Genomic DNA, 16,173 nt, shown 5'->3' with positions numbered 1-16,173 from the left:
TGCATTAAATAGGGGAGCCCTGTGTTTCTAGACGCCTTTCACACTCAGCACACCGACAATACCATCAGCGTCAGTGCTGAGCAGGGCAGTACCTTTGCCAAGGAAATCGCTGGCGATTTCAACCCCATTCACAATGTTGGCGCCAAGCGGTTTGTGGTGCCGGGTGACTTGTTGTTCGCGCTGGTTCTGAACCGCTACGGGCTGAGTAAATCGATGTCGGTTCGTTTCTCGGGCATGGTCGGCGCCGACCGGACACTGGTACTTCCTGAAGTGGACAAGGGCACCATTGACATTGTCGATGCCGAAGGCAAGGCTTATCTGCACCTGGAGCACAGCGGTGAAACCAGCCACGATGCGGCCCTGATCGAAGACCTGACACGCAGTTACGTGGCGTTCTCGGGCCAGAATTTCCCTTTCATCATGGTACCCCTGCTGGAAAAGCACCAGGTGATGTTCAACCCGCGCCGGCCCCTGGTGATTTACGAGAGCATGGCATTCGAGTTGACAGACCTCGACATCAGTCAGCCATCGCTCGAACTGGCCAATACCTCTTTGATCGTCAATGGCAAGCGCGGCGACGCCCTGTTCGAATTCAACATTGTCGCTGGCGGGCAGCGGGTGGGGACGGGCATCAAGAAGCTGATCGTCAGCGGGTTGCAGCCCTTCGATGCCGAGCTGATGGATGGCGTTATCGCTGAATTTGACCACCTCAGGGCCAATTACGCCCGCTGAATCTGGCTCCACTCCCGCTTTGTTGGCCCGCACGCGCCGTCGTCCGGGCTGTCATTTCCTGTTTTGCCCCTGCCTCATCCCGACCCCTGAGCCCTTGTATCCGCTCCGGATGCTCGTGCGCCATTAGGGTGCTTGCTGGTGGCAAAAATGGGGCGATGTTTATCATTTGCACTCATTCGGTGCGAGCAGCGCGTTACTTTCACGGTCAGTCCTGGCCGGTATCTTGCTGTGTCCTATTCTGTAGAGCGACTGACGCCAATCAAGTTGGGGCAACAGGCCCTGACCGCAGGACAGGATTTTCATCATGGATCCGACATTCGCAGATTTTATTCAATCGGCCGGTTTGCCCGAGGCCTTGTTGGCCCATCAGGCCAGCCTGTATCAACCGCTGGCCGATTGGGTGATTGCCAGCCGGTTAACGCTGGTGGGCATTCAGGGTACTCAGGGGTCGGGTAAATCGACGCTGGCTCAGGTGTTGAAGTGGCACCTCGAAAAAGCGGGGCTCAGCGTTGAGGTGCTGTCGATCGATGACCTTTACCTCAGCCGGGCTGATCGACATGCGCTGGCACAAAGCACGCACCCTTTACTGGCTACGCGCGGCGTGCCGGGTACCCACGACGTTGTGCTCGGGCGGGAAATATTCTCCTGGGTGCGGTCCGGTACTGGTTCCCGGGCATTGCCCCGGTTCGACAAGGCCCAGGACGACCGGGCTTCGCGGGCCGACTGGCACCATTGTGAAACACCACCCGATGTCCTGCTGTTTGAAGGCTGGTGTGTGGGCCTGACGGCTCAGCCGGAAACCGAGTTGAACGAGCCCGTTAACAGTCTGGAAGCGCGGGAAGATTCTGCCGGCGACTGGCGTCACTATGTGAACGACCAGCTGCGTCAGTTCTATGAACCCTGGTACAACCAGTTGGATGCCCTGATTGTGCTGCAAGCGCCCGGGTTTGAGCAGGTGTTTGCCTGGCGCAAAAAGCAGGAAGAGGCATTGCGTGCCCGCAAACAGGGCCAGGGAGTTATGGATGAGGTGGCGCTGCGGCGTTTCATCTCCCATTACGAACGACTGACCAGGCACGCGCTGGCAACCCTGCCCGAACGGGCCGATGTACTGATTCCGCTTGGGGCCGATCAGCAGCCCGGTCCGATGCAATGGCTCAAGAAGGGGCCTGACCAATGACACGGTGGATGGTACTGACCGACCTGGACGGCACTTTGCTCGATCACGACAGTTACGACTGGCGACCGGCAGAGCCCGCGCTGCAGGCGTTGCAGGCACTGAACATTCCGGTCATCGCAGTCACCAGTAAAACCGCCACCGAACTGGTCTCATTGCGTACTGATATTCCTTACCTGGCGCCCCTGATGGCTTGTGAGAACGGGGCCGTAGTGATTGATGATCGCCCCGGTTCCCAAACCCGGGAGGTACTTGGCGAAGTAACCGACACTTTGATTGACTGGTTCGATCAGGCAAGCCTGGAGAGTGGCGCACACGGCATCGGATTTCACCAGGCCAGTGACCAGCAGGTGGCCGACTGGACTGGTCTGAGCCTGGCCGATGCCGCCCGGGCACGAGCCCGGGAAGCCTCGTTGCCGGTCTATTACCCAACCGACTGGCCCGCGCGAGCCGCCTTTATCCGTGGCGTGGAAGCCCGCAGCGGACGGGTGCTGGAAGGAGGGCGGTTTTTGCATTTGGCTGGTAGCGCTGACAAAGGCACCGCGCTTGATTGGATGACTCGCCGTCTGAACGTCGAACACACGGTAGTGCTGGGTGATGGCGGCAATGACGACGCCATGCTGGCCCGAGCCACCATCGGTATCCGCATTCCAACCGCCGGCACGCGCCGGCCTGAATCCCTGACGACCATTAGACGTGCCAGCCAGCCGGGCCCTGCCGGCTGGAACGAAGCGATGTTGTCGTTGCTGAATCAGGGGCTGTTCAACGAACTCCGAGGAGAACGAGATGAGTGATTTTTTCCAGAACGGCGTGATTGCCAATCTGCACAATCTGGTGGACCGACCGCTGGCGTCCATGGAAAAGGAGTTGGTCGGTTTTTCCCATCAAAATCCCATGGCACTGGTGTTGCCGTCCCTGTATTCCGAGCTTGAACAGCCGGCTCTGGAGAACATCGTCCAGGAGTTGATTCCGGTGCCGTATCTGAACGACATCGTGGTCGGGCTGGACCGGGCCAATCGTGAGGAGTTCAAGCATGCACAGCAGTATTTTTCGCGGTTGCCGCAACAGGTAAGGATTCTATGGAACGATGGCCCGCGCTTGCAAGCCATAGACCGTTTGCTGGCCAGTAAAGGCCTGGCACCGGCCGAGATGGGCAAGGGCCGCAACGTCTGGTATTGCTACGGCTATATTCTGGCCGCCAACCGGGCCAAAGCAGTGGCCATGCACGATTGCGACATAAAAACCTACGATCGCAGCATGCTGGCACGGCTGATATACCCGGTGGCAAACCCAGCTTACCGGTATCAGTTCTGCAAAGGTTACTACGCCCGCATAGCCGACAATAAAATGAACGGGCGGGTGTGCCGCTTGCTGGTCTCTCCGCTGATACGGGCGTTGAAGATGGTGAAGGGTGAGAATGAGTTCCTCGAATACATGAGCTCGTTTCGCTATGCGTTGTCCGGTGAGTTCAGCCTGCGTACTGACGTCTTGCGCAACATTCGCATCCCGAGTGACTGGGGCCTGGAGGTGGGCGTGCTGGCTGAACTGCACCGCAATTACAGCCCGCGCAGCATCTGCCAGGTGAATGTGGCGGATATCTATGATCACAAGCATCAGCCGCTGAGTCCGGAAGACGCGCGTCAGGGGCTGTCGAAGATGTCGCGGGACATCAGTAAGGCGTTCTTTCGCAAGCTCGCCACCCAGGGGCAGGTGTTTACCGAAGAGCATTTTCGCACCATCAAGGCGACTTATTACCGGGTTGCTCTCGATTACATCGAAACCTACTACAACGATGCCGTTTTCAACGGACTGTCGCTCGACCGGCATGCCGAAGAGGAGGCGGTGGAGTTGTTTGCGCGCAACGTGATGTCTGCAGGACAGGAATTTCTGGAAAACCCCATGGCGACGCCTTTTATGCCCAGCTGGAGCCGGGTGCAGTCGGCCATACCCGACATTCTTGAGCAAATATTTGATGCGGTGGAACTGGATAATCAGGAAATGGGCTAACACAAGGCTCGCCACCGGGCGCTGTACGATCAATAATACCCACCTGAGCGACACCATGTCGCTCGACTCGAGCCGGTTCGCCGGGGTTTTACCCAATGCCAGCGAACCGTACGCTCATTCAATAAAGAGGTTGCTCCTGAAGCGACCCGATAAGCAGTACTACTATCAACCCGATAATCAACCTGACCATTAACGTCAAAAACACCAGGGAAGCACCATGAAACCGCACTTTATGCAAACGCTGGGCGAGTTCATCATCGCCAATCAGAAAGACTACCCGAACGCCTCCGGCGAGTTCTCTGCCCTGTTTTCGGCCATTCGACTGGCCGCAAAGGTCATTCACCGCGAGATCAACAAGGCGGGTCTGGCTGACCTGGCCGGATTGGCCGGGGGTGACAACATTCAGGGCGAAGCACAACGTAAGCTGGACGTGCTGGCCAACGATACCTTCAAGGCTGCTCTGGCGGCGCGGGGCGTTGTCTGTGGCATTGCCTCAGAGGAAGAAGACCATTACATCCTGCTCGATGACGGCCTGAATACCGACAGCAAATACATCGTGCTGATGGATCCGCTCGATGGTTCTTCAAACATCGATGTGAACGTCTCCGTAGGTACGATCTTCTCGGTTTACAAGCGTCGCTCACCCCTGGGGACCAAGGTTACCGATGCCGATTTCTACCAGCGCGGCAACGAACAGGTTGCGGCCGGTTATGTGATTTACGGCTCTTCCACCATGATGGTGTATACCACCGGCCATGGGGTGAATGGCTTCACTTTCGACCCAACGCTGGGCGTGTTCTGTTTGTCGCACCCGGATATGAAAACCCCGGAACTCGGTCAGATCTATTCGGTTAACGAAGGCAACTACGTGCACTTCCCGGACGGGGTGAAACGCTATATCAAGTACTGCCAGGTGGAAGACGCGGCCACCTCACGCCCCTATACCAGTCGCTACATTGGCTCGCTGGTGTCAGATATTCACCGTAATCTCATCTATGGCGGCATTTTCCTCTACCCGTCTTCAGCGCCTTATCCTGAGGGCAAGCTTCGCCTGTTGTATGAGTGCAATCCCATCGCCTTTCTGGTGGAGCAGGCCGGCGGCCGCGCCATCAGTGGTTCCGGGCAACGTATCATGGACATCCAGCCCGAATCACTGCATGAGCGGGTGCCTTTCTTTGCCGGCTCCCGACGCATGATAGAAGACCTGGAAAGCTGTCTCGATGAGTTTGGCGGTAAAGGCTGATATTGCTGGGCTGTGTGGGGGCCGTGGCGGCTCCCCACACGCCTTTTTTTACCGGTCGGTTTGCACCAGCCAGGGTTGTGAGAACCAGTAAAAAAACGAGCCGCTGCGTGCCTGTGAGGTGCAGTTAAAGCGGTGGCGTCCATCACTGAGAGCCTCCGGTGCGCTTACCCGAAACCGGGTGTCGTCCAGCCATTCGGCGTCGACCCAGGCGCTGTCGACAAAGCAGTTCAGGCTGCGGCTCATGTCGGAAGTGTCGGTCAGTTCCACGGTGACACTGGGGCGGGTCTCGGACGTCAGCATATCGGGCAGGGCCGTCCGGTTCACCGGCATCGGCTTGCTGTTGATTTTGGTGATCAGAGTTTCCGGGTTGGCATAAACGCCTGCGGCGGCGAAACGGGGTATGGCGCCCCAGTCGCTGTCGGCGTTCATGCCGCCCGAATGTTGTGCAAAGGCAATGTAGTCTTCATCCAGCAGCGCCTGTTTCAGCGACTCGTTGTATTCACCATAAGGGTAGGCAAACCAGCGCGGAACGCCACCGCCCAGTTCGTCGGTCAGGCGTTGCTGGGCGTGGCTGATGTTGTCGATCATCGCTTGCAACCAGGCGTCATCGAGCGGTGAGTGGCGAACCATGTAATCGTGGTCCCGGCTGTGGTTGGTAATGGTGGCCCCCCATTCCTGCAGGTCCCGAAGCTGATCCCAGCTCATCATTTCCTGGAACTTCTGGTCGATTGGGTCGGTAGCCACAAACACCGTGAACGGTACATCAAATTCCTTCAGCAATGGAAAGGCATTGGTGTGAATGTTCTCATAAGCGTCGTCAAAGGTAATGGCGACGGCTTTGTCGGGCAGGTCGATGTCAGCATCGCCGCGCAGTGCAGCCAGCGCATCTTCCAGCGGTACCACGGTCACGTCATTGTCGCGTAACAACTGTAGGTGCTCCCGAAATCTGGAGGGACTGATCGTCGTGCTGGCCGGCGTGTCATTGGCGACGTGGTGGTAAACCAGAATATTGACCGAATCGGTTGCGTGCACGGTAATGCTGAACAGCAAGGCACCTAGTGTCACTAGCAGACGCTTGATCATAAAGCGGGCTCCTTGGATGGGTCGGTTTCAATGGGATGCTGCGGATCGGTGATCCATTCACTCCAAGATCCGGCATATAAGCGGGGTTGCGGGTAGCCTGCCAGTGTCATGGCGAGAATAGTATGGCAGGCGGTGACGCCAGAACCGCAATAACTGACGGTGTGCGGGCGATTGCCAACACTGGCGAAGCGGCTGGCCAGGGCTTCCGGATTCAGGAAGCGACCGCTGGCATCCAGGTTGCCGGTAAAATCGGCGCAGCGAGCTCCGGGAATATGGCCGGCTTTGGCATCCAGAGGCTCCTGCTCGCCTAGAAAGCGAGGCAGGGCCCTGGCATCCAGTAGTGTCAGCTCAGACAGCCCGGTTTGTAGGTCTTTACCGGAGATTATCCAGTCTTGCGGGCAGGTAGCTTTGATGCTCCCGGCCCGGTGCGGGTGGCTGTCGGCGCCCGATTGCAGTGGCCCTTGCCAGGCATCCAGCCCGCCGTTGAGTACCTGAACCCGGGCAACACCTGCCCAGCGCAACAGCCACCAGGCTCGTGCGGCGAGCATGGCATTATTCTGGTCATACACCACCACGGTGGTGTCGTTGTTAACGCCCCAGTCGCGCAAGCGGACTTGCCAGTCTTCCGGGTGGGGCAGAGGGTGGCGACCGGTCTGGCCGGGAATGCGGGTGCCGGACAGGTCCCGGTCCAGGTGCGCATAGACCGCCCCGGGCAGGTGTTCGCGCAGGTAATGCTGTTCGCCTGCAGCCGGATCGGCCAGATTGAACCGACAGTCCAGAATCAGGGGTGACACGATGTCGGGGTTGGCCAGCCAGTCGGCCAGCTGATCAGCCTCGATAAGCGGATGAGTTGCGATAGACATGCGTCGGCTTCCTTTCAATTGACCAGTTACGATAGCGATTAATAGGGTCTATGAGAAGCGCAGGGGCTGTTATGAATGGGTAAGCGTTATGTGCAGAGGAAGGTATGGCTGGGCCGGCAGGACTCGAACCTGCGAATGACGGGATCAAAACCCGTTGCCTTACCACTTGGCGACGGCCCAAAAGAATACGTAAACAATACCGTCTACAGAGGGGAGATGATACCACTGAAGGCGGGGATATGGCTGGGCCGGCAGGACTCGAACCTGCGAATGACGGGATCAAAACCCGTTGCCTTACCACTTGGCGACGGCCCATTAAGAAGTTGGTGGCTATGGCTGGACTTGAACCAGCGACCCCAGCATTATGAATGCTGTGCTCTAACCAGCTGAGCTACATAGCCTCCGTAACGGCTGCGTATTATGCGAATATTTTCCAGTGTGTCAACACGAACATCTCGTTTTTTTCAAAAAATTCAAGGGCTTAGAACCCTGAATCCGGAGATGAAACCCTGTCTGAAGCGCATGGAATACGGTGCCAGTATCGCCTTGCTCACACAACAGGCAAGCCGGTCGGCGATTTTCGCAGGATTGACCAAAAAAACAAGTTATCCGTGCAATCTGTCCAAATGGTGTGCAGCTATGCGTTTTGTGACCGGGTGCCTAATACAGCATACGGCGCTATTGTTTCCAGGCTTGGCTCGCTAAACTGCCGGGAAGGGGCTGCGGCCTGTTATCCGGCCGGCTCAGCCCTGTTCGGGAATTCTGTAATTTTACCGCATTGAAGGAGAGTAGAATGGAGTCGTGGATCAGTACTGTTATTACCTGGGGTATACCTGCCGTCATCCTGATCGTAGGTGTGGTTATATACAACCGGCTGGTCGCACTGCGCAACCGCTTCAAGAATGCTTTCTCCCAGATAGACGTGCAGTTGCAACGCCGGCATGACCTCATTCCCAATCTGGTCGAAACCGCCAAGAAGTACATGGCGCATGAGCGGGAAACTCTGGAAAACGTGACTTCAGCCCGTAACCAGGCCGTTGCGGCCCAGAAAACAGCGGCGGCTGACCCTACCAATGGCCCCATGGTCGATATGCTGAGCAAGGCCGAGGGCATGCTGACCGGTGCGCTGGGACGACTGTTTGCAGTCTCTGAAGCCTACCCGGATCTCAAGGCCGACGGCACCATGCGGGACTTAATGGAGAGTCTGGAGTCGACTGAAAACAAGGTTGCCTTCTCCCGTCAGGCCTATAACGATGCGGTTATGAACTACCAGACTTACAAGGAATCCTTCCCCAACAATCTGCTGGCGGGTGTCACCGGCTTCAAAGATGCGGCCTTGTTTGAACTGGAGAACCCCGAAGCTCGCGAGGCGCCCAAGGTTCAATTTTAAACAGGCGCTGATGGATGGACTTTTTTGATCATCAGGACCAGGCCCGACGCAAGTCTGGACAACTGGTATTGTTGTTTGTGCTCGGTGTGCTGGTCACCGCTTTTCTGGTTAACCTGTTGGGTTTTGGCATCTGGCTGCTGATTCAGGGGTATGCCGGGACTGGCCTGCCGGCGACGGTATGGCAGTCGTTGCAGGGGTGGCTGACCAGTCACTATGCCTGGCAACTGGCGCTCGGCACCCTATTGATTATTGCCGCTGGTTCACTGGCGGCCTACTGGCAACTGCGCCAGGGTGGGGGCGAAGTCGTGGCTCGCTGGTCGGGGGCTCGCCAGGTCGACTACCAGCAGAATGAACCAGCTGTTCAGCAATTCATTAACGTCAGCGAGGAAATGGCCATCGCCGCCGGTGCTCCGGTGCCCAGCCTTTATGTGATGGAGCAGGAGACGGCGATCAATGCCTTTGTTGCCGGGTACCAGGCCGACCAGGCTGTGCTGGTGGTATCCCGCGGGGCGCTTGACGCCCTGAGCCGGGATGAACTGCAAGGTGTGGTGGGCCACGAGTTCAGCCACATCCTCAATGGCGATATGCGTCTGAATGTTCGACTGATGGCGGTACTGGCGGGTCTGATTAAGATCGGCCAGGCAGGCCGCTGGATGTGGGACTCGATGCACATCGGGTTCCGATCCAGCCGCCGCGGTCGCTCCGATGCTGCTTTGGCGATGCTAGGGCTGGGGTTGATTCTGATTGGCTACGTTGGTGTGCTGACAGCCCGGGTGATTAAAGCGGGTGTCTCGCGCCAGCGCGAGTATCTGGCTGATGCCAGCGCGGTTCAGTTTACCCGCAACCCCGATGGCATCGCCGGGGCGCTCTACAAGATCCGCGAACACGTTCAGGGTAGCCAGCTGCACCACCGACACGCTGAAGACATGTCGCACTTTTGCTTTGGGGAAAGCGTGGCACTGTCGAACATGATGGCAACGCACCCGCCGCTGGATGATCGCATCCGCCGGGTGAATCCGACCTTTATTGCCCGGGCACGCCATCGTAGCCGCGCCAGCGAGCAGGCAGACAGGGCAGTGGCGCGCACCGCACCGGATGCCTTCGAGCAGGTGATGGGGGTGGCAACGCTGGGTGCCCTGGCTGGGACCGTGCGGCCAGATCACCTCGATTATGCCCGGCGGCTCTATAAGAACATCCCGGAGCAAGTTCGCCACTCGGTGCATCAGTCAGCCGGGGCCAGAGCCTTTTGTTACAGTCAGATCATGCTGGCCAGTCCGGGCCACGAGCAGGCTCTGCTGAACCTGATCAAACAGGAAGATGTGTCGGCCGTTGAAGTGCTCCGGCGGTTGTGGCCCTTTTATCAGAAACTCGACCCGCAATTGCGGTTGCCATTGCTCGACATGGCCGTGCCGGTGCTCAAACGGCTGGATGAGCGCGAGCGACTGGTGTTTCTGGACCGGCTGAACCGGCTGGCGGCTATGGATGAGGCGCTGGCGCTGCGCGAATGGGTATTGCTGGCGCAGGTGCGTCGGTATTTGTCCGGGGCCGATGCAGCCGGGTCGGGGTATACCCGGCCCATTAAAGAGTGTGGGCAGGATCTGCAGACAGTGCTCTCGGCACTGGTGCATGTGAACCGTCAGCCAATACTGGCCAGAGCCGCCTTTGAGCAGGCAATACAACCCTTCGAGCTTGCCGACAAGTCCCTGCTTGCGCCGGAACAGGCCAGTTTTTCGGCGGTAACCGGCGCGCTGGAGCATTTGGGGGAAATCGCCTATTTCTGGCGCCGGGCGGTGTTGCAAGCCTGCGTTGATGTCATTCGTGCAGACGGTGCCATTCATCAGGATGAGTACGAGCTGCTTCGGACTCTGGCAGATTGCCTGGGGTGCCCGATGCCGCCGATGGTCGAGCATGAGTGGCGCCCGGGCGGCTAGTGCACTGTCACCGACCAAATGTCCCCACTAGCGAGTCGCCTGGCGGCCAGATGCAAGGTGCACTGGCCCAGTTTTTCTTGATTATACCGCCGGCATTCTATACTATGCGCGCCCTTCCGGCCTGTCTCAGGCAGGGAGGTTTGTGCCTTTTGCATGGGCAGGGCCGGGCGGTTACGCCGTTTCGGGCCGGGCCATAACAAGGGCTGAAGAGTCACTCCTTACCTTACTGCGGCCGCACCGCAGGAGGTTGCCAAAACCGCAAGGAGATTTTATGCGTCATTACGAAATCGTTCTGCTGGTCCATCCTGACCAGTCAGAGCAAGTACCGGCCATGATCGAGCGTTACACCTCTGTTGTAACCGAGAAAGGTGGCAAGGTACATCGCCATGAAGATTGGGGCCGCCGTCAACTGGCTTACCCGATCCTCAATGCTCACAAGGCTCACTATGTTCTGCTGAACATCGAAGCTGACAACGACACCGTTGAAGATCTGAAGAGCACCTTCCGGTTTAACGATGCCATCATCCGCAACATGATCATGCGTCGCAAAGATGCTGACACTGAAGCATCTCCGATGATGAAGAGCGTTGAAGCCAAGAAGGCCAAAGACGAAGCTCAGGCTGCTGTTGCCCGCAACCGCGCTGAAGAGACTGAGTCCGAGCCCGAGAACGACGAAGAGTCTGAAGAAGCCTAACAACGAGGAGCATTCACATGGCACGTTTTTTCCGCCGCCGCAAATTCTGCCGTTTCACTGCAGAAGGCATCAAGGAAATCGATTACAAAGATGTAGACCTGTTGAAGGGCTACGTTACTGAAACCGGCAAGATCGTACCCAGCCGGATCACCGGTACCCGTGCACGTTACCAGCGCCAGTTGTCTTCGGCCATCAAGCGTGCTCGCTACCTTGCCTTGCTGCCTTACACCGACAGTCACCAGTAAGTCGGATTAAAGGGAGGACCCCGGCATGATGGGCTTGGCTCGCTTTGCGATGAAAAGCCAACTGAACGCTGGGGTTCTTGCTGCAGGTTTTGCTGCGCTGCCGATGCTTTATGCACTCAGCGCGGCGCTGGTGGCACTGGTCACGCTCAGGCGTGGCGCCACCGAAGGCACCAGAGTGCTGTTGTGGAGTTTGGCAGGGGGACTGGTTTCCTGGCAATTGACCGGGCTGATCTTGCCCCTGCTGGTTTTACCCGTCACCGCGCTGTTGGCGATGGTGATGCGATCGGTGCAGAGCTGGTCGGTGTTGTTGACAGTGGCGGCCCTGTTGGGCATTGCGCTGGCTATAGCCGCCCAGGTTTTGCTGAACGATCGGGTTGAAGCGGTGATTACCCAGGTACAACAGGGTGTCGCTGGCACCGATTCCTCTCAGCCCATGTGGCAGATGCTGGAATCGGTGAAGCCCAATGCGGCTTTTCTGGTAATGACCGTTGAACTCCTGGAAGCACTGTTGTGTTTGGTGCTGGCGCGTTACTGGCAAGCCGGGTTGTACAACCCGGGTGGGTTCCGACAGGAATTCCATGCGCTGCGAATCAGCGGCCGCTTGCTGATAGCGCTGGTGTTACTGGCTGGCCTGGCTTACGCAGTGAAGCCTGCAGCCATGCTGTTGTTGCTATTGCCCCTGTTATTCGCCGGTGTGGCGTTGGTGCATGGGGTGATTGCGAAAACGAATATGGGTGGGCAGTGGTTACTCGCATTTTATGTCGGGGGCCTGCTGCTCAATCAGTTCATTTTACCATTGCTGGTACTGGGTGCTGTGATTGATGGTGTGGTCGATATTCGAGCCCGCCTGACCAAAGCACCGGACCAGAATGACGAATGAGGTAAGCGAGATGGAAGTTATCCTGCTTGAGAAAGTTGGCAAGATGGGTGTTCTGGGCGACACCGTTAACGTAAAAAACGGTTACGCACGTAACTACCTGGTCCCGCAAGGCAAGGCTGTGCCTGCCAGCAAGGACAACGTTAAAGTTTTTGAAGAGCGTCGTGCCGAGCTCGAGAAAGCCGAAGCCGAAAAACTGGCCGCTGCTCACGAGCGCGCCGAGAAGCTGGCCGAAATCGAACTGACCGTTCAAGCGAACGCCGGTGATGAAGGCAAGTTGTTCGGTTCTATCGGCCCGCGAGATGTGGCTGATCTGGTTGCTGCCGCTGGCGTTGAAATCAGCAAGTCTGAAGTCAAAATGCCTGCTGGCCCGATCCGTAACACCGGTGAATTCAACATCACCATCCAGGTGCATCCGGATGTTGAAGCCTCGGTTCACATCATCGTGGTACCGGAAGCCTGATTCAGCAGTAATTCACTGCTGATACGGTTCTGACACAGAACGGGAGACAGGAGCGCACTTTGTGCGCCCCCTGCCTCCCGTTTTTTTGTGCTCGGAGTTCGTGTCAGGCACCGGGTATGCTCTGTGCCAGGAGCGCGTGTCAGGCACCGGGTAGACCTATCTGGGGTCGGGCGGGATGCCGCCCACTCAACCCATCCATGGGGCCTAGGCTTCGGCATCCATGCCTCAGACTACCCCAGATAGGTCTACCCGGCACCTGACACTCTATTGGCTGCCAATTCCGACATGACCTTCTATCTATGATCTTCAGGGTGATTCGAGCTGATCATAGTTAGATCTCGGTGCTCACCCTGGTGTCATGAGTCAGAAATACGTGCTGATTAACCGCTGTAGAACCCAAGAGCTGTCGGGTGCGTCTACTGGTGGCCGTTAGACCGCATTGATGCGGTCTCCGAGCCCCCAGGGAGGGGTTTACGGCGTGCCTCCAGTAGGCGTACCCGACAGCCCGCCTGCCACCTAAGAAGCGGTGACCACAGGAATAGCTTACCCTCTGAATTTCTGACTCATGGCACCAGCCTCCAAGGCCAAAGCCTCTCCCAATTGGCAGCCCAAACCGATACCATAGCTGGCTCTGTTCTCTGTGCTGAAGATCCCGATGAGTAACGCTCTATGACCGACACCCTCGAAGACGATCTGTTCTCCCACAACGACGAGTTGGCCGGGCTTAAGGTGCCGCCGCACTCGCTGGAGGCGGAGCAGTCGGTGCTGGGTGCGCTGATGATCGACAACAGCCAGTGGGATAACGTCGCCGAGATCCTACTGCCGGACGATTTCTATCGCAACGAGCACCGTCAGGTGTACCGGATGATGATTCGGCTGGCGGAGCAGACTCAGCCGCTCGACGTGATTACCCTGGGTGAAGCACTCGATAACGAGAAGCAGCTCGATGCCGTTGGCGGTATGGAGTATCTGAACGATCTGGCTGAAAACACGCCGTCGATCGGTAATCTGGTTGCCTACGCCAAGATCGTTCAGGAACGGTCGGTGTTGCGGCGGCTGATTGCCGTTGCCAATGACATAGCCAGCAAAGCCTATGACCCGCGTGGGATGGATGCCGAATCCATTCTCGATGATGCCGAACGTCAGGTTTTTCAAATTGCTGAGGAACGGGCTGATCAGGATGGCGGGCTGGTGCACGTCAACCCACTGGTCGACCGGGCCATTCAGCGCATTGATGAACTTTTTCACTCCGACAGTGAGATAACCGGTGTGTCGACGGGTTTTACTGATCTCGACAAAATGACCACCGGTATGCAGGCCGGGGACCTGATGATTCTGGCGGCCCGGCCATCCATGGGTAAAACAACGCTGGCCATGAACCTGGTGGAAGAAGCAACGCTGAATCAGGACAAGCCCGTTGTCGTATTCAGTCTGGAAATGCCAGCCGACCAGATCATTACCCGGTCCATTGCATCACTGGGACGCATCGACATGGGGCGGGTTAAAACCGGTAAGCTGCATGAAGACGATTTCCCCAAACTTACCAAGGCGGTCAATCTACTCAAGGACCGCAAACTGTTTATTGACGATACGCCTGGCATCAGTCCGAATGAAATGCGCAGCCGCTTGCGGCGCCTGGTTAGGGAGCATGGCGATATCGGGCTGATCATGATCGACTACTTGCAGTTGATGAAGATTAAGGGCTTTACCGAGGGCCGAACCGGTGAGATTTCCGAGATATCCCGGTCGCTGAAGGCGCTGGCGAAGGAATTCAATTGTCCCATGGTCGCCCTGTCGCAGTTGAACCGGAGCCTCGAACAGCGCCCCAACAAACGACCGGTCAACTCGGATCTGCGTGAGTCAGGCGCGATCGAGCAAGACGCCGACATCATCATGTTCATCTACCGCGATGAAGTTTATAACGAAGATTCTACTGACAAGGGTATTGCCGAGCTGATCATCGGCAAGCAGCGTAATGGCCCCATCGGTACCTGTCGGGTCGCGTTTTTGGGGCAATACAGCCGATTTGAAAATCTGGCGCCGGAACAATACGGCAGCTGGCAAGACGAATGAGCCGGGGCACTTGCGCGTATATGGACCCTTCAGCGTTGCAGTACAACCTGCAGCGGGTTCGAACGCTGGCGCCCGGAGCTCGGATCTGGGCGGTGGTAAAAGCCGATGGCTATGGCCACGGTGCGGTTCAGGCGGCTCAGGCACTGCATCAGGCCGATGGCTTTGCCGTCGCAACATTGGCAGAGGCTCAGACACTGCGGGATGCGGGCATCAATGCGCCCATACTCTTACTGGAAGGCACGCTGGGGCCTCTGCAAGCGCTGGATGCGGTGCGTCTTGGCTGCGATACCGTTGTTCACCAGACAGAGCAACTGACCTACCTCGAAACCATGGCAGACCGGCTCGGGCAACAGCGTATTTGGCTGAAGGTCGATACCGGCATGCACCGGTTGGGCGTGACACCCGGCCAAGTGCCCGACTTCGTCAAACGAATTCAGGCCATTCGACCCCTGCAGCCAGTCAACCTGATGACGCATTTTGTCAGTGCCGATGAGCCCGAGGATCCCTTTACCTCAACGCAAATTGCCCGCTTTAATGCATTGGCCAGGGCACTGCCAGGCGTGCATTTGTGCCTGGCCAATTCGGCTGGCGTCATGGCCTGGCCTGAAAGCCATGCCGACTGGGTTCGACCCGGCATCATGCTGTATGGCGCCTCGCCCGGGTTCGGCAAAACCGGGCTGGAGCTGGGGCTGAAACCGGCGATGACCTTAACTGCGCCCGTGATCGCTCTGCGTCATATCCAGGCCGGTGAGAGGGTCGGGTATGGTGCTCGCTGGCAAGCCGAACGGGAGAGTCGCATCGCTACTCTGGCCATTGGCTACGGCGATGGCTACCCGCGTCATGCACCCGACAACACGCCGGTCTGGCTGAGCGGGCAGCGCGTGCCTCTGGTGGGTAAAGTATCGATGGATATGCTGACTGTTGATGTGACCGATGTGCCCCAGGTCCAACTCGGAGACTCGGCTGAACTCTGGGGCGAGCACCTGAGTGTCGATGAAGTCGCCTCACATATCGGTACCATTGGATATGAATTGTTGACTCGGGTTTCACCCCGTGTCGATAAACAATGGCCCACCGATTAATTCTAACCAGGTTAGAATTACAGGATTGCGACCTGGGTTTAATTTTTAACGATTTCCGCTTAAAGATACTTGTCATTGGCCCCCGAATAGACCTACATTGGAAGTGCTGATTACGCAGAGTAAAGTCATGCGAAGGCAACCAGCAAAACGGAACGCAAAGCAGCCAGCCTGCATGGCGTTCACGTTTAAAGATAACAATAAATGCCATCAACACGAGGGTAAAAGCAACCGACCCGGCTGCCGTAAACCATTATGATGACCAATGTAAGAGGCCATTATCGGGCCTTCCCCTGCAAAGCGTATTACCTCAGCGAGT

At 57.4% G+C, this 16,173-nt stretch carries 15 protein-coding genes and 3 tRNA genes; 13 read left to right on the top strand and 5 right to left on the bottom strand.

The features are described 5' to 3' along the window. The first annotated feature begins 21 nt into the window (after nt 1–21). From ABJT94_RS13785 to fbp, 5 genes are all read left to right on the top strand, one after another. Entirely contained in the window at nt 22–732 is a 711-nt protein-coding gene (locus ABJT94_RS13785; RefSeq protein ID WP_348476101.1) for a DUF3581 domain-containing protein, read from the top strand. A 304-nt stretch (nt 733–1,036) separates the two neighbouring features. After that, nucleotides 1,037–1,909, top strand: coding sequence for a hypothetical protein (locus tag ABJT94_RS13780; protein WP_348476100.1), 873 nt, complete (start codon nt 1,037–1,039; stop codon nt 1,907–1,909). After that, nucleotides 1,906–2,700: an HAD-IIB family hydrolase gene (locus tag ABJT94_RS13775; protein WP_348476099.1), complete on the top strand. Its 795-nt coding sequence runs from the start codon at nt 1,906–1,908 to the stop codon at nt 2,698–2,700. Before ABJT94_RS13780 ends, ABJT94_RS13775 begins: the two co-directional genes overlap by 4 nt. Beyond that, the gene (locus ABJT94_RS13770; protein ID WP_348476098.1) at nt 2,693–3,913 is read left to right on the top strand and encodes a glycosyl transferase; all 1,221 of its coding nucleotides are present in this window, start codon (nt 2,693–2,695) and stop codon (nt 3,911–3,913) included. The genes ABJT94_RS13775 and ABJT94_RS13770 overlap by 8 nt, the downstream gene beginning before the upstream one ends. 217 nt (nt 3,914–4,130) lie before the next feature. Further along, nucleotides 4,131–5,156: a class 1 fructose-bisphosphatase gene (fbp, locus tag ABJT94_RS13765; RefSeq protein WP_348476097.1), complete on the top strand. Its 1,026-nt coding sequence runs from the start codon at nt 4,131–4,133 to the stop codon at nt 5,154–5,156. A gap of 48 nt (nt 5,157–5,204) precedes the next feature. Here fbp and ABJT94_RS13760 read toward each other — a convergent pair whose 3' ends face one another. From ABJT94_RS13760 to ABJT94_RS13740, 5 genes are all read right to left on the bottom strand, one after another. Next, nucleotides 5,205–6,239, bottom strand: coding sequence for a polysaccharide deacetylase family protein (locus tag ABJT94_RS13760; RefSeq protein ID WP_348476096.1), 1,035 nt, complete (start codon nt 6,237–6,239; stop codon nt 5,205–5,207). Then, complete coding sequence (locus ABJT94_RS13755; protein WP_348476095.1) at nt 6,236–7,102, bottom strand: sulfurtransferase; 867 nt, start codon at nt 7,100–7,102, stop codon at nt 6,236–6,238. Before ABJT94_RS13755 ends, ABJT94_RS13760 begins: the two co-directional genes overlap by 4 nt. 105 nt (nt 7,103–7,207) lie before the next feature. After that, nucleotides 7,208–7,282, bottom strand: a tRNA-Gln gene (locus tag ABJT94_RS13750). 60 nt (nt 7,283–7,342) lie between these two features. After that, nucleotides 7,343–7,417: transfer RNA gene (locus ABJT94_RS13745), tRNA-Gln, on the bottom strand. Between the two features lie 9 nt (nt 7,418–7,426). Continuing rightward, nucleotides 7,427–7,503, bottom strand: a tRNA-Met gene (locus ABJT94_RS13740). A 392-nt stretch (nt 7,504–7,895) separates the two neighbouring features. Between ABJT94_RS13740 and ABJT94_RS13735 the strand changes: the two genes are divergently transcribed. The 8 genes from ABJT94_RS13735 to alr all read left to right on the top strand — a co-directional run bounded on the left by ABJT94_RS13735 (nt 7,896) and on the right by alr (nt 15,857). After that, a complete protein-coding gene (locus tag ABJT94_RS13735; RefSeq protein WP_348476093.1) occupies nt 7,896–8,492 on the top strand; it encodes a LemA family protein in 597 nt (198 codons plus the stop codon). 14 nt (nt 8,493–8,506) lie between these two features. Then, a complete protein-coding gene (locus ABJT94_RS13730) occupies nt 8,507–10,423 on the top strand; it encodes a M48 family metallopeptidase (protein WP_348476092.1) in 1,917 nt (638 codons plus the stop codon). Between the two features lie 271 nt (nt 10,424–10,694). Further along, the gene (gene rpsF / locus ABJT94_RS13725) at nt 10,695–11,117 is read left to right on the top strand and encodes a 30S ribosomal protein S6 (RefSeq protein ID WP_028671489.1); all 423 of its coding nucleotides are present in this window, start codon (nt 10,695–10,697) and stop codon (nt 11,115–11,117) included. A gap of 17 nt (nt 11,118–11,134) precedes the next feature. Continuing rightward, a complete protein-coding gene (gene rpsR, locus ABJT94_RS13720; RefSeq protein ID WP_028671490.1) occupies nt 11,135–11,362 on the top strand; it encodes a 30S ribosomal protein S18 in 228 nt (75 codons plus the stop codon). A gap of 25 nt (nt 11,363–11,387) precedes the next feature. After that, entirely contained in the window at nt 11,388–12,242 is an 855-nt protein-coding gene (locus ABJT94_RS13715; RefSeq protein ID WP_348476091.1) for a hypothetical protein, read from the top strand. Nucleotides 12,243–12,252: 10 nt separating this feature from the next. Beyond that, nucleotides 12,253–12,702: a 50S ribosomal protein L9 gene (rplI, locus tag ABJT94_RS13710; protein WP_213677529.1), complete on the top strand. Its 450-nt coding sequence runs from the start codon at nt 12,253–12,255 to the stop codon at nt 12,700–12,702. 669 nt (nt 12,703–13,371) lie between these two features. Continuing rightward, a complete protein-coding gene (dnaB, locus tag ABJT94_RS13705; protein ID WP_213677530.1) occupies nt 13,372–14,775 on the top strand; it encodes a replicative DNA helicase in 1,404 nt (467 codons plus the stop codon). Then, nucleotides 14,772–15,857, top strand: coding sequence for an alanine racemase (gene alr, locus ABJT94_RS13700; RefSeq protein ID WP_348476090.1), 1,086 nt, complete (start codon nt 14,772–14,774; stop codon nt 15,855–15,857). Before dnaB ends, alr begins: the two co-directional genes overlap by 4 nt. Nucleotides 15,858–16,173 lie beyond the last annotated feature (316 nt).

The organism is Saccharospirillum sp., from assembly GCF_039982735.1.
In the GTDB taxonomy this organism is placed as follows: Bacteria; Pseudomonadota; Gammaproteobacteria; order Pseudomonadales; family Natronospirillaceae; genus Saccharospirillum.
The sequence above is the reverse complement of the archived record's forward strand: the minus strand, read 5'-3'. Positions and strand labels throughout refer to the sequence as shown.

Excerpts from the sequence above, each read along its gene's own strand:
- dnaB (WP_213677530.1), top strand. The coding sequence starts at position 13,372 with ATGACCGACACCCTCGAAGACGATCTGTTCTCCCACAACGACGAGTTG.
- rplI (WP_213677529.1), top strand. The coding sequence starts at position 12,253 with ATGGAAGTTATCCTGCTTGAGAAAGTTGGCAAGATGGGTGTTCTGGGC.
- fbp (WP_348476097.1), top strand. The coding sequence starts at position 4,131 with ATGAAACCGCACTTTATGCAAACGCTGGGCGAGTTCATCATCGCCAAT.
- rpsF (WP_028671489.1), top strand. The coding sequence starts at position 10,695 with ATGCGTCATTACGAAATCGTTCTGCTGGTCCATCCTGACCAGTCAGAG.
- ABJT94_RS13715 (WP_348476091.1), top strand. The coding sequence starts at position 11,388 with ATGATGGGCTTGGCTCGCTTTGCGATGAAAAGCCAACTGAACGCTGGG.
- rpsR (WP_028671490.1), top strand. The coding sequence starts at position 11,135 with ATGGCACGTTTTTTCCGCCGCCGCAAATTCTGCCGTTTCACTGCAGAA.
- ABJT94_RS13770 (WP_348476098.1), top strand. The coding sequence starts at position 2,693 with ATGAGTGATTTTTTCCAGAACGGCGTGATTGCCAATCTGCACAATCTG.
- ABJT94_RS13755 (WP_348476095.1), bottom strand. The coding sequence starts at position 7,102 with ATGTCTATCGCAACTCATCCGCTTATCGAGGCTGATCAGCTGGCCGAC.
- ABJT94_RS13780 (WP_348476100.1), top strand. The coding sequence starts at position 1,037 with ATGGATCCGACATTCGCAGATTTTATTCAATCGGCCGGTTTGCCCGAG.
- ABJT94_RS13775 (WP_348476099.1), top strand. The coding sequence starts at position 1,906 with ATGACACGGTGGATGGTACTGACCGACCTGGACGGCACTTTGCTCGAT.
- ABJT94_RS13735 (WP_348476093.1), top strand. The coding sequence starts at position 7,896 with ATGGAGTCGTGGATCAGTACTGTTATTACCTGGGGTATACCTGCCGTC.
- ABJT94_RS13760 (WP_348476096.1), bottom strand. The coding sequence starts at position 6,239 with ATGATCAAGCGTCTGCTAGTGACACTAGGTGCCTTGCTGTTCAGCATT.
- alr (WP_348476090.1), top strand. The coding sequence starts at position 14,772 with ATGAGCCGGGGCACTTGCGCGTATATGGACCCTTCAGCGTTGCAGTAC.
- ABJT94_RS13730 (WP_348476092.1), top strand. The coding sequence starts at position 8,507 with ATGGACTTTTTTGATCATCAGGACCAGGCCCGACGCAAGTCTGGACAA.